This is a genomic window from Caulobacter sp. FWC2 (assembly GCF_002742625.1).
Classification (GTDB): domain Bacteria; phylum Pseudomonadota; class Alphaproteobacteria; order Caulobacterales; family Caulobacteraceae; genus Caulobacter.
In genome coordinates this window covers 4,633,242-4,646,930 of sequence record NZ_PEBF01000001.1, presented here as the reverse complement: position 1 = coordinate 4,646,930, position 13,689 = coordinate 4,633,242, and the positions used below count along the sequence as shown (strand labels likewise).

Below are 13,689 nucleotides of genomic sequence, written 5' to 3'. Positions count from 1 at the left end.
GCGGGCCAGACGGCGCCTCGGGTTGGCGTCGGCGATCGGATTGGCCGTTCTGCCCGTGCGCGCCTATGCCGCCGACGCGGCGTTCTCCATTCCCCGGGGACCATTGAAAGCTGCGGCCACGGCCTTCGCGATCCAAGCGCGGGTTTCGATCGAGCTGGGCGCGGCGGAGGCCTGTGGGCCCTCTCCAGGGTTTTCCGGCAGGGCCTCTCCCCGGGCGGCGCTCAAGGCGCTTCTCAAGGATACGGGTTGCGATGCGGTCCAGATCGACAACAAGGCGTTTCAGATCGTCCGCCGCGCCGCGCCCGTCGTGCGCGAGCGGGTCGCCAAGGCGGCTGACGTCGCGACCGAGACCCTGGCGCCGCTGTCCGAACTGGTGGTCGTGGCCACCCGGCGTCCGACGCTCGCCGACCGTCTGGCCTATTCGGTCAGCGCCCTGGACGCCAAGGCCTTGGCCGCGGGCGGGGTGAGAGACGCCACCGACCTGGCCCTGGCGGTCCCCGCGATGACGGTGACCAACCTTGGACCAGGGCGCGACAAGGTGATCCTGCGCGGCCTGTCGGACGGACCCCTGACCGGCCAGACCCAGTCGATGGTCGGGATCTATCTCGACGATGTGCGACTGACCTACAACGCGCCGGATCCGGATCTGCCGCTGATCGATGTCAGCCAGGTCGAGGTGCTGCGCGGTCCGCAGGGCGCGCTCTATGGCGCGGGGTCGCTGGGCGGCGTTCTGCAGATCGTCACGCATCGTCCCGACCCGTCGGGCTTCGACGCCTGGACGGAAGCCTCGGTGACCAGCACCCAAGGGGGGCGGGCCGGCGGATCGGCCTCGGCGATGGTCAATGTCCCGCTGGTGCATGGCCGCGCGGCCGCCCGGCTGGTCGCCTATGCGGAGCGCGGCGGCGGCTATATCGACGATCTGGGACAGGGGCGCTCGGACGTGAACCGCACGCGGCGGTCAGGCTTGAGACTATCGCTGCGGACCGAGGTCGGGCCCAACTGGACCGCCGACGGGGGAATAACGGTCCAGGCCATAAGCTCCGCCGACACCCAGTATGCCGATCCCTCCGTCGGCCCCTACGCGCGGCGAAATCGCATCGCCGAGCCGCACGACAACGACTTTCTGGCCGTCCATGTCGGGGCGCGTGGAGAGCTCTTCGGGCGGGAGGCCAAGGTCACGCTCGCCGCCGTGCGTCACGATCTCTCCAGCCGCTACGACGCCAGCGCCGCGCCGCCCGTCGCGGCGCCCGCCGGCGCGGCGGTCGCCTTTGACGACGATGACCATGTCGGCGCGGTGGTGGCCGAGGCCTCTCTGGCGTCACGGCCCGAAGGGCGGATCCAGTGGCAGGCGGGCGTGTTCCTGGCGCGGACGCGCCAAGGCCGCGATGGCCTGTTGCTGCTGACCAGCCAGCCGACCTCGCCCCTGGCGCGCGAGACGCGGCGCGACGTGCTGGAGGAGGCGGCGCTGTTTGGCGAGGCGATCGGCGACCTCGGCCGCGGCTGGAACGTCACCTTGGGCGGGCGCCTGTTCGCGACCAAGTCCGAAGCGTCCAGTCACGCCACGGCGTTGGGCGATACGGCGCGCTTTCGTGACGAGCAGAGCTACACGGGTTTCGCCCCCAAGGCCGTGCTCTCCTATTCGCCGTTCAGCGCCGTCCTGTTCTACGTGCAGGCCGCCGAGGGCTATCGATCGGGTGGCTTTAACACCGCCGTCATCCCGAGCCAGGTCTTCGACACCCAGGGCGGCGAGCCTCAGCGTCGCTACGAAGGCGACGAGCTGTGGAGTTTCGAGGCCGGCGCCAAGGCCAGCGTCCTCGAAGGGCGACTGCGCCTGCGCGCGGCGGCGTTCCAGGCGACGTGGAACAACATCCAGAGCGATCAATTGCTGCCGTCCGGTCTGCCCTACACGGCGAACCTGGGGAACGGGCGCAACCTGGGTGTCGAATTCGAGGGCAGCTACCTGCAAGGCGGGCTGCGGCTGGACGCCAGCTTTCTCCTGAACAACCCCGAGCTGGAGTCGGTCAATGCGGCCTTTCCCGGGCGCGAGGACCTTGGGCTCGCGGGCGTGCCGCGCGGGTCGGCGTCGCTCTCCGCGAGCTACGAGCGCCCTCTGGGCGACGGATGGCGACTGGGCCTGGAGTCTCGACTGGCCTATGTCGGCCGATCCCGGCTCAGCTTCGATGCGGCCACCGCGCCGGTCATGGGCGACTATGTCTCGGCGCGGGCGGGGGTTCGCCTCAGCGCCGAGCGGTGGGACTTGAGCCTTGCGGTCGACAACCTCTTCGACAGCGCCGGAGACACGTTCGCCTACGGCAACCCGTTCACGCTGAAGCGCTTGCGCCAGACGACTCCGCAAACGCCGCGGATGATATCCCTGGCGCTGCGGGTTCGACGCTAGCGGTGGTCGCCGGCCGTTCGGCGAACCCTAAAAGCCGATCTTGACGCGCAGCGTGGCCACCAGAGCGTTACGGGCGTCGCGATCGCCTGAGGGCCGGATCACATATTGCAGGTCGGGTTGCAGCGTCACGGGACCAAAGCTGTCGGCGTAGGTGGCTTCCAGCGCCGTCTCGGTGCGGCCGGTGTCCTGGCCCCCGTCCCAGCCGTTGGCGCGCTGGCGACGCGAGATGAAGCCCTGGTTGATCCCGAACGAGGCTTGGCTGGCCGGACGGCTGGCGACCGGCTGCTCGATCAGGATCCCTGCTTGCCAGCCGCCGCGGAAGGGACTGGTGGCGCCATCCGAGACGCCGGCGCGCCGCGAAGGCGGTGATGCGGCCCGGATCGTCCTCTCCGCCGCTGATCCGGCGCTCGACCAGGGCGTAGGCGCCGTAGGCCCGACGCTTGACCGGATCGCCGGCCGCGGTGACGTCGCGCCAGTCGTCCTGGCGCTTGGAATAGCTCCAGGCGCCGAACGCCAGCTTGCCCGCGCCGGTCCAGCCGGCCTCGCCGATGGCCAAGACGCCGTCGTCAAAGCTGACGTCGGTGCCGCCAGGGTCGCCCGGCACGCCGGCGTGAGCGTTGATTACCGCGCCCTGGACGTAACCGCCGTTCGCGTTTGTCCAGCGCAGGCGCGCGGCCAGGGCCGTGGAGGGGAAGATCGACGGGCCGTTGGGGCCCGTGGCCGCCAGCTCCGAGCCGATGCCGAAGGCGGGCGCGATCAGCAGACCAGCGCTCTCATTGGCGTAGAACTCGCTGTTGACGTCATACAGGCCAACCAGGGCCGAGCCCTTGTCGCCCGCGAATGTCTGCTCGACGAAAGCCTCGAACAGGCGGGCGCGCTGCTGGGCGACCTCGATATTGTCCACGCCCTGCAAGGTCCCGGCGTCATCGTTCGGCGTGGCGCCGGCGTTGTTGAGCGCCGAGACGTGCAAGGTCGCGCCCGACCACCCCAGGACCCGCTCGAGGTCGACATCGGCCGAGAGCTTCAGGTTGTCGAGCACCCGGGCCTTGTGCGCGGTCCCGCCGCGCACGACGCCGGCGACGTCCGCCATGTAGTCCAGTTTGAGGGTCAGGGCGTCGTCGGCCAGGGCCGGGGTCGCGAGGCTTGGCAGTACGGCCAGGGCCAAGGCGAACAGGGCTTTGCCAGCGGTCGCGCGGTTGCGGGCTTTCATGACTTCAGTCCTTGGATTCTTCTGAATCTATGTCGGACTTCAGTGTCTCAAGTTTGGCCTTATTTCAGGTTAAAGCACTGATTTATATATGGTTTATGTCCTCGTTCCGAGTTTAGGCCGCCGCTCTGGGCCGAGCGCTCGGGGCCTCCAGGCGGAATTCGCCAACGCGCCCGGCCAGATCCATGGCCTCGCCGCGCAAGGCATGGGTGGCGGCTGTGGTCTGCTCCACCATGGCGGCGTTCTGCTGGGTGACTTGGTCCATGTGGTTGACCGCCGTGTTCACCTGGCGAAGGCCCACGGCCTGTTCCTCGGAGGAACTTGCGATGTCGTTCACTAGGCCGTGCACGCGCAGCACCTCGTTGACGATGCGGTTCAGGGTGTCGCCCGTCTGGCCCACCAGTTCGACGCCGGCGCTCACCTGGGCGCCGGACTCGGCGATCAAGGTCTTGATCTCCTTGGCCGCGTCGGCCGAGCGCTGGGCCAGGGCGCGGACTTCCATGGCCACCACGGCGAAGCCGCGACCGGCTTCGCCAGCGCGTGCGGCCTCGACCCCGGCGTTCAAGGCCAGCAGGTTGGTCTGGAAGGCGATCTCGTCGATCACGCCAATGATCTGGCCGATCTTGTCCGAGGATTTCTGGATGGCGCTCATCGCCGTGACGGCGCGCTCGACGACCGCGCCCGAGGTCTCGGCCTCGGTCTTGGCCTTGGTGACCACGGCGGCGGCTTCCCGGGCGCCGTCGTTGGCGCGCGCGACCGTCGAGGCGATCTCGCCGAGGGCGGCGGCGGTCTCTTCCAGGCTGGCGGCCTGCTGTTCGGTGCGGCGCGATAGGTCATCGGCTGCCGAGGCGATCTCCTCGGAGCTGGCGCGCATGTTGCGGGCGCCATGGGCGATGGCCGCCAGGGTGGTCGAAAGGCGCGCGATCGCCGCGTTGAAATCGGTGCGCAGAGCCTCGTAGTCACCTGGGAAGGGCGTGTGGATCGACGCGGTCAGGTCGCCATCGGACAGGCGACCTAGCGCGGCAGCCAGTTCGCGCACCACCGCCTGGCGCTCGGCGTCCGAACGGGCGCGTTCCTGTTCGTTGGCGCGGCGCTCGGCGTCAGTGGCGTCGCGGGCGGACTCTTGCTCGATGCGGGCTTGGCGCCGGTCCAGCGCCGCGTTGCGGAACACCATGATCGTGCGAGCCATGGCGCCCAGCTCGTCCTGACGATTGCGGAAGGGCGGCTCGCGCTCATAGTCGCCCTCGGCCAGGCGACCCATGTAGTCGCCGATCGTCGACAGGGGGCGCAGCAGGCGGGTGCGGGTCAGGATGATCGCCGCGCCGCCGATCACGCAGGCCACGACGGCGACGGCCAGGGCCAGGACAACGGCGGCGATCTGCTGGTCGTGAAGGCGCTTTTCGACGACGCTGTTTTCCGCGTCCTGGGTCTGCTCCAGGCGCTTCATGGCCGCGCGGGCGGCGTCCATCTTGCCGGCCAGGGCCTCGCTGGTGGCGTCGAACTCGCCCATCAAGGCGTTGCCGGCGTCGGTGCCCCCGTTGACATAGCCATGCGCCATCTTCTGGCCGGTCGCATAATAGGCCGGGAAGGCGACCTGGACATCATCCAGGGCCTGCTTCAGCTCTCTATCGTTCAAGGCGTCGGCCAGCGCGTCGGCGCGCGCGACGTCCTTCTTGAAATCCGCGGCGTTCTGGGCGGCCTCGCTCCAGCCGTCATCCAGGCCGTTCAGTCCGCGCGTCGCCGAGACGTCGGTCAGGAATTGCTGGACCTGGACGATCTCCAGCTGGATCTGCTTGGCCAGCACCGACAGCTCCAGCATCTGGGCGTTGATCCGGTCATCGCGCGCCGACTCGGTCACGCGGGCGCGGCGCTGAATCTCCATGGACGCGCTTGCGCCCAGAGCCGCCAACACGCAGAACGCGCTCAGGCCGCCGATCATCAAGGTGATGAAGCGTTCCAGTTTGCGCGACGAAGACGTCCGCGTCTTGAGGTTGTCTGTAGACATCTTTGGCGCGAACCCAGATCTGCAAGGCTACTTGGTATCCGCTTGGGTATCTCTGTTCGTTGTTAATGAGCGGATAATGGCTAAGCTGGCGGAAAACTCAATTTCGGTATCCGGCCTGCGACGATCAGTCTCTTGATCTTGATCAAATACTGAAATTTCGCCCGTCAGTACTTGCGTCTCATTCGCGTATCGACGGCTGACGCTAAGCGGGAGTGATCGCCTCGGGCTTGAGCCTGGCTCGAAGCGGTTTTCCAGCGCCACGGCGTGAGCGATCAGCAGGCTGTCGAAGACGATCTTGGGGCGGGTCGCGACCCAGCGCTCTGCGGCAATCTGCCGCGGCGGGCGGCGACTGTTTTAGCGGGATCTCAAACGGGATGGCTGGCGGAGTGGGTGTCCGGGCATTGGCCGGACGGACCGAAAACCTTTCAGATACTTAGCGTTTTCTGCGGAAAGCCCCCCGTTTTGGCCCCCGCTTGCCGTATTGCCGTGTAGCGATCTCGCTGGACAGACCTGGACGGCTCGCGCCGATTTCGCGCTTTCAAGCCGGCCGGCTTCTACCCTTCGCCCGGCGTCAGCAAAGGGGCGGGCGTCACCTTCAGGGCCAGCGCCAAACGCTCGATATCGTCGAGCGAGATTGCGTTCGGCCCGCTCGATCGTCCCCACATAAATCCTGTGCCTGCCCGGCCAGATCCTCCTGGCTGAGCGCTGAATCTCGGCGCAGCCGGCGGACATTGTCGGCGACGAGCCTTCGGCCGGCTCCCTTGCTCATCTGATCTGGGGCTATCAACAGTCTCCGGAGTTCAAGCGCCTGGCCGCGCGCACCCAGGACGACTATCGCGAGCAGCTCATCCGGATCGGCCGGGCCTTTGGCCGTGAACCGCTGAGCGCCTTGGACGACAAGGCCCCCGCCCAGCGGATCTTCGCCTTGCGCGACCGTCGCGCCGCTTATGGGGTGCAGGTCTCAAAAGCCCTGCTCGGCTGGGCGGCCCGGCGCGGTCTCATCGAGCGCAACCGCGCCGCCCTCCGTATTGGACCGGCCGCCTTGGAGCTCAGCGTCGCGACCGGTGTCGGGCACGCCCGCCCGCTTGCTGGCGTCGACCTCGGTCTTCTTGACTCACTCGTTCAGGGTCTGGGCTGTGCAGCCGATCTTGTCTGCGATCGAAATCGTCGCTGCCAAGCGCGAGGGATGGGCTCCCTCGTGCTCCAACACCCGCCGCACCGCGCGCTCGCGCACCTCAGGCGAAAACCTGTTCGCCGTCTTGTTGCTCGTAATGCCCGTATCTCTCAGGAGTTGCGGCCTCCGGCAAGCCCGGGCTCTTTCAGGAAGGTCTTCGCCTTAATCGTCTTGGGCCCCAAAACAACAGACGGCGGCGCACCGGAGCGCACCGCCGTCCAAAGTCTCGCCCGGCCCGCCCGCAAGGGCTGCCGGGAGGCACTGGCCGTAGGCCCTAGATCGTCGCCCCCCAGGCGTGGCCGTCGCCGTAGACGCCCACCAGGTCGACATTGAGTTTGGCGTCCCCATCGGCGAAGTCGTTGAGGAAGGCGGTGTTTGCCGCAGCATAACGGCCGGTGTTCTCGAGGACCGCCACGGCCAGCAACCAGCCGATGATCCCGGCCTTGGCGCCATCCGTCGAGCCGGCAAAGAGCTCGAAATAGTGCACCCGGGTCATGTCCTGGCCAACCTGATCGTAGAGCAGGTGCTGAATCTTGTCGTTGGTGAGAGTAACCCCGAAGATCTCCTTGTAGGCCTTGGTCAGGGTCTGCTCATAGTTGAGCAAACCGTAGTTCGTCTCGAACCAAGCATGAGCCTGGCCCTGGGGTGAGGCCAGATTGATCGCGAAGTTGATGTAGCGGTTGTCGACATTGAACTTCGTATAATAGGCGTCGCTCAGGTCGTTGGAATTGACGGTGTCCGGGGCATGCAGGAGGTACTCCAGCCCCGCCGCCGTTGGCGTCTTGCCGGTGAAGAACTCGTAGGTCATCACCGCAACCGACGTCGTCCCGGCCACCAGCTTGTTCAGGTCGGTGACCGTCGAGCCGTCGACCATCTTCAAGGCCTCGACATTGACCATGGTGTCGTTGCCCTCGAAACTCGTGGACTGCAGACCGCTGGCCGTGTGGAAGAACATGTAATCCTTGAGGTTACCTCCCATCAGCACGGTGTCGTAGCCCGTGCCGCCGTCCATCAGGTCGTTGCCTTCGCCGCCGAACAGCGTGTCGTTGCCGGCATCGCCATAGAGCTTGTCGTTGCCGCCTTTTGAGCCGACGGTGTCGTCCCCGCCGCCGCCATGCAGCACGTCATCGTCCGCCCCCAGGACGATGTACTGCGCGCCGTCGTCGCCGTAGACCACCTGGCGCCCATCGCCGCCACCGAAACGGCCTTCGCCGACCAGCGTGATGAAGTCGATATTATTCAGACTGATGACCGTGCCCTTGGGCAGGTGACTCACGTCCAGCACGATAGCGGTGTAGACCCCGTCATTGGCCGGGCCGCCATCGAACCGCAAGCTAAGGGTTTCGTCTGGCGCGCCTTTGACGGTCGGCGTGATGGTCTGGACCAGGACTTGGTCGGTCGGCAGCAGACCGCGCAGGAAGTCCGTACCCGAGCCCGTCTGCGCGTTGTTGCCGCCTGCGCCCCGGATCGCCGTGATGAGGTCACTGAGCGAATTGGCCGGCGTGCTAGGGCGATCATCACCGGTGATGGTCAGGCCATACCCCACAGGCGCGGAGACCGACAGCAACTCCTGGCCGTTGAAGGTCAGCAAGGGGAAGTCCGCTGTTTGTCCGGTCGCGACCGGCGTAACCGTTGAGACGATTGTGGTCTGAGTGATCGAACCGTCGGCATTGGTCGTGCGGATCACATCGACCGGAGCCCCGTCGATCAGGTTGCTCGTCGAGGTCGGAGGAACCGCTGCGCTGGCGATGTTGAGGCCAGTCGACGCCACGGCTTCGTTCGTGCCGTGCTGGTCGGTGTAGCGGGCCACAACGCTCACCGACTTACTGACCTGGGCTGAGGTTAGCAGGAAGGTCGAACTATTCGCCCCGGCGATATCCACGCCATCGGCCTTCCACTGGTAGGTAATAGTCCCCATACCGTCGGCGTCGACCAAGGTGTTGGCGGCGGATAGGACCTGTCCCTCGACCGGCGAGCCGGTGAAGGTCACACTGCCCGTAGGCGTATCGTTGACGTTGACCACGGCGGCGGTGGCCGCGCTGGTCGCCGACTCCGAGAAGCCCTGAGCGTCGGTGTAGCTGGTGACCACCCGGATCGTACCGCCAACATCGGGGTCGCCCAGCGTATAGTTCGCCTGGTCGCTACCGACATTGACATAGCCGCCGCCAGTGTCGCGCTGCCACTGGTAGTGGAGAGTCCCAAGACCATCGACATCAGCCAGGGTCGAGACCGCCGTTAGAATCTGGTCTTCGGTCGTCGTGCCTGTAATCGACACGCCTCCCGTGTGCGGGTCGTTGACCCCCGCCACCGCCGCAGTCGCGAGGCTGGTCACCGCCTCGGCCGTACCCTGCTGGTCGACATAGCTGACAACCACGCGGATCGTACCGGCGACATCGACGTCGCCCAGCGTGTAAGTCGCTTGGTCGCTCCCGACATTGGTGAAGCCGGCGCCCGTGTTGCGCTGCCATTGGTAGTGAAGCGACCCTAGGCCGTCGGCGTCGGCCAGAGCCGAGGTGGTGGCCGTAAGCACCTGGTTCTCGCTGACCGTGCCGCTGATCGTCACCGCGCCGGTCGGCGTGTCGTTGACATTGGCGATGGCGGCCGTCGCGGCGCTGGTCGCGGACTCCGAGAAGCCCTGGCCGTCAGTGTAGCTGACCACCACACGGACCACCCCGCCGACGTCGGCGTCACCCAGAGTATAGGTAGACTGGTCGGTTCCAATGTTGACGAAGCCCGAGCCGACATCGTGCTGCCACTGGTAGTGCAAGGTCCCCAGGCCATCGATATCGGCCAGGGTCGAGACCGCGGTCAGGACCTGGTTCTCAGTCACTGTGCCCGTGACCGATGCGCCGCCGGTATGCGGATCGTTGACCCCGGCGATGGCCGACGAGCCGGTGCTGGTCACGCTGTTGGAGAAGCCCTGGCCGTCGGTATAGCTGACGACCACGCGCACCGATCCGCCCACGTCCGGATCGCTCAGCGTGTAGGTCGCCTGGTCGGCCGCGCCGATGCTCACGAAGCCCGAGCCTGTGTTCCGCTGCCAGTCGTAGTGCAGCGTCCCCAGCCCATCGACATCGGCCAGGGTCGAGGTGTCGGCCGTCAGGACCTGGTTCTCGGTGATCGTGCCGGTGATCGACACTCCGCCCGTCGGAGCGTCGTTGGCCCCGCCGATGGCGGCCGTCGCGGCGCTGGTCGCGGACTCCGAGAAGCCCTGGCCGTCAGTGTAGCTGACCACCACACGGACCACCCCGCCAACGTCGGCGTCACCCAGGGTGTAGGTAGACTGGTCGGTTCCAATGTTGACGTAGCCGCCGCCGACATCGTGCTGCCACTGGTAGTGCAAGGTCCCCAGGCCATCGATATCGGCCAGGGTCGAGACCGCGGTCAGGACCTGGTTCTCAGTCACGGTGCCCGTGACCGATGCGCCGCCGGTATGCGGATCGTTGACCCCGGCGATGGCCGACGAGCCGGTGCTGGTCACGCTGTTGGAGAAGCCCTGGCCGTCGGTATAGCTGACGACCACGCGCACCGATCCGCCCACGTCCGGATCGCCCAGCGTGTAGGTCGCCTGGTCGGCCGCGCCGATGCTCACGAAGCCCGAGCCTGTGTTCCGCTGCCAGTCGTAGTGCAGCGTCCCCAGCCCATCGACATCGGCCAGGGTCGAGGTGTCGGCCGTCAGGACCTGGTTCTCGGTGATCGTGCCGGTGATCGACACTCCGCCGGTTGGCGCGTCGTTGGCCCCGCCGATGGCGGCCGTCGCGGCGCTGGTCGCGGACTCCGAGAAGCCCTGGCCGTCAGTGTAGCTGACCACCACACGGACCACCCCGCCGACGTCGGCGTCACCCAGAGTATAGGTAGACTGGTCGGTTCCAATGTTGACGAAGCCCGAGCCGACATCGTGCTGCCACTGGTAGTGCAAGGTCCCCAGGCCATCGATATCGGCCAGGGTCGAGACCGCGGTCAGGACCTGGTTCTCAGTCACTGTGCCCGTGACCGATGCGCCGCCGGTATGCGGATCGTTGACCCCGGCGATGGCCGACGAGCCGGTGCTGGTCACGCTGTTGGAGAAGCCCTGGCCGTCGGTATAGCTGACGACCACGCGCACCGATCCGCCCACGTCCGGATCGCTCAGCGTGTAGGTCGCCTGGTCTGCCGCGCCGGTGCTCACGAAGCCCGAGCCCGTGTTCCGCTGCCAGTCATAGTGCAGCGTCCCCAGCCCATCACTATCGGCCAGGGTCGAGGTGTCGGCCGTCAGGACCTGGTTCTCGGTGATCGTGCCGGTGATCGACACTCCGCCGGTTGGCGCGTCGTTCGACGCCGAAATAGCCGCCGTCGCTCCGCTGGTGGCGCTTTCGACCGTGCCGCCAGCGTCGGTGTAGTAGATCACGACGCGCACAACGCCGCCGATATCGCCATCGCCCGGGGTGTAGGTCGCCTGATCGGCGCCGACATTGACGTAGCCGCCGCCGTTGTCGTGCTGCCACTGGTAATGCAGCGTGCCAATGCCATCGGCGTCAGCAAGGGTCGACACCGCCGTCAGGACCTGATCCTCGGCAGCCGTGCCCGTGATATTGGCGCCGCCAGTGTGTGCGTCGTTGACACCGATGATCGTCGCGGTGGGCGTGCTGTTGACCGCCTCGGCCGTGCTCTGGCCGTCGGTATAGGTGACCGCCACGCGGATGGTCTTGCCCACGTCCGGATCGTTCAGCGTGTAGGTCGCCTGGTCGGCCCCGATATTGTCCCAGCCCGCGCCGTTCGAGCGCTGCCATTGATAGTGTAGCGTTCCCAGACCGTCGGCGTCGGCCAGGGCCGAGGTGTCGGCCGTCAGGACCTGGTCTTCGGTCGCCGTGCCCGTGACCGTGACGGTCCCGGTCGGGCTCGTGTTCGGTATGTTGACGGTGACGTTGGCGTCCGCCGCCCCGGTCGTGAGGCTGGCCACAGCCGCGCCGCCATCGTCGGTTACTGGGCTGGCGCCCAGGGTGAGCGACAGCACGCCGTTGTCGCCGCGATCGAAGCTGCCGCCCGGCGCGGCGAACGTATAGTCGACGACGGTCGTGGCGGTATCGGCGCCCGAGATGACCGAGAAGCCGGTCGCGGCGACGCCGCCCAACTTGAGGTCATCCGTGCCGATCGAGGCGCTGGCCACCGTGCCATCGCTATCGGCATAGGTTACGCGCACCGTGTAGGTCGTCGCGCCCGCCGTGGTCACGTCCGGCGCGGAGCTTATCGTCGCTGTCGGCGCCGTGTTGACGATGTTTAGGGTTCCCAGGTTCAGGATGTCGGCGGTCGTGGCGCCCGCGGAGCCATTGCCGTCACGGCCATCGCCGCCACTGCCGCCGCCGCCATTGTTCGACGCGAAGGCCGAATTACTCGCCGCATCCAGATTCAGGGTGGCGCCGATCGCGTTCCAGAGGCCGCCGACTCCGCGCCCGCCATTGGCGCCAGAGCCAGCATATCCACTCGCATTCCCGGGGAAGGGATTGGCGCCGCCGCCGCCGCCGCCGCCGCCGGCTCCAACATTGCCGCTGATCACCGAGGAGAGCAGCGTAAGCGTGCCTGAGTTGTAAACGCCCCCAACCGCCGCTCCACCGACACCGCCGTTGTTTTCATTCGACCCACCGCCGCCGCCGCCGCCGATCGTGATCGAACCGTTGGTGGCGGCGCCACCTCCGCCGCCGTTGGCGTAGTAGCCATACGAGCCGCCCGCGCCGCCCGTCGCGGCCCCGCCTCTGCCGCTCAACAGGTTGTTAGTAGGCGTGGTCCAGTCGCCGCCGTTACCGCCTACGCCACTGCCGCCCGAAGACCCAGGATAGAGGAAGGTATTAGCGCCGACGTAGCCGCCTGTGCCACCATCGCCCCCGCCTTTGCCGCCCAAACCGCCGCCGCCGCCGCCGCCGCCTGCGTTCAGGCCGCTGGCGCCGCCACCACCGCCACCGCCGGAAGCGCCGTTGGCTGTCACCGTCACACCCGAGAGCGTCAGGTTGCCGGCGTTCAGAATGCCGCCCCCCAGCGCTTGGCCGCCAGCGATCCCTCGGTCCCCGCCGTTGGCCGAGACCAAGCCCTCGCGCAGCGTGAGGTTGGAGATCGTCACAGATCCGGCCTGCACCTCCAGCACGCGGCCATAGTAGTTGGCGTCGATCGTATGATTGCCGCCGACGATCTGCAGGGCCTGGCCGTCGGTAATGTTGATTTCGACCACGGTCTTGGCGCCGTCGGAGCCGCTGACGGTGTCTCCAGTCCCCGTCGCCGCGATGTCGGCGAGCAGCGTGATGGTGTCGGCTTGGCCATTACCGGACGCCGTCGTCAGAGCGCTCTTGAGCTCAGCCAGGGACGAGGCTGTCAGGGTGGCGAGACTACCCTGGAACCCGGCAAGGGCTGTGGTATCGAAGGCGTGAGAGGCGACGACGTCGCCGGTGGTGATCTCCAGCGTCCAATCCGCGCCGGGGGCGCTGCCCGTGTCGTTCGAGGAGGCGGCGATGTCCGCGCCGGTGGCCCGGGCGAGCTCCTCGACAAACGCTTGCCCTGCACTTGTGGCGGCGATGTCGCAGCCCCAGAGCTGGATGTCGCCATCAGGGCTCAAGGCCGCGCCGATCGTCGCCAGGTCTTGAGCGTGCTGCGCAAGATTCCCAGCATGCAGCGCCTCGGAGCCGACCAGCAGGACGCCATCGGCGCCGTGGCTGACGACGTGGATCGCCGAAATATCGCTTCGCCCCTCGAGCGCTTGCGCCATCTGGTGGACCCCCTCCTGGGAGGGATCGATCAGAACGACCTGCGCGCCTGGCGCTACAGCGTCGACGATCGCCTGGTAGTTCGCCACCCGCATGTCGACGAAAACGATTTCAGCCTGAGCCGGCGCGCGCGCCAAAGCTTCCCCACCGATGGTCATGAGAAGATTCCCCCCTTTT

Annotated in this window: 3 protein-coding genes and 2 pseudogenes; 1 reads left to right on the top strand and 4 read right to left on the bottom strand. The window is 67.2% G+C overall.

Going from position 1 to position 13,689, the window contains the following annotated elements:
* Nucleotides 1–40 precede the first annotated feature (40 nt).
* Nucleotides 41–2,398, top strand: a complete 2,358-nt coding sequence (locus tag CSW62_RS21980) for a TonB-dependent receptor (RefSeq protein WP_233206753.1) — start codon at nucleotides 41–43, stop codon at nucleotides 2,396–2,398.
* Between the two features lie 27 nt (nucleotides 2,399–2,425).
* On the opposite strand, the pseudogene CSW62_RS21975 reads toward CSW62_RS21980, so the two are convergent.
* The 4 genes and pseudogenes from CSW62_RS21975 to CSW62_RS27340 form a co-directional block, all read right to left on the bottom strand.
* Nucleotides 2,426–3,608, bottom strand: a pseudogene (locus CSW62_RS21975) (carbohydrate porin).
* A 112-nt stretch (nucleotides 3,609–3,720) separates the two neighbouring features.
* Entirely contained in the window at nucleotides 3,721–5,610 is a 1,890-nt protein-coding gene (locus CSW62_RS26665; protein ID WP_099581553.1) for a methyl-accepting chemotaxis protein, read from the bottom strand.
* 1,117 nt (nucleotides 5,611–6,727) lie between these two features.
* Nucleotides 6,728–6,883: pseudogene (locus CSW62_RS27145) on the bottom strand (IS3 family transposase); the annotation flags it as partial.
* A 175-nt stretch (nucleotides 6,884–7,058) separates the two neighbouring features.
* On the bottom strand, nucleotides 7,059–13,670 hold the full coding sequence (locus CSW62_RS27340; protein WP_099581551.1) for a DUF4347 domain-containing protein: 6,612 nt from the start codon (nucleotides 13,668–13,670) through the stop codon (nucleotides 7,059–7,061).
* Between the last annotated feature and the right edge of the window lie 19 nt (nucleotides 13,671–13,689).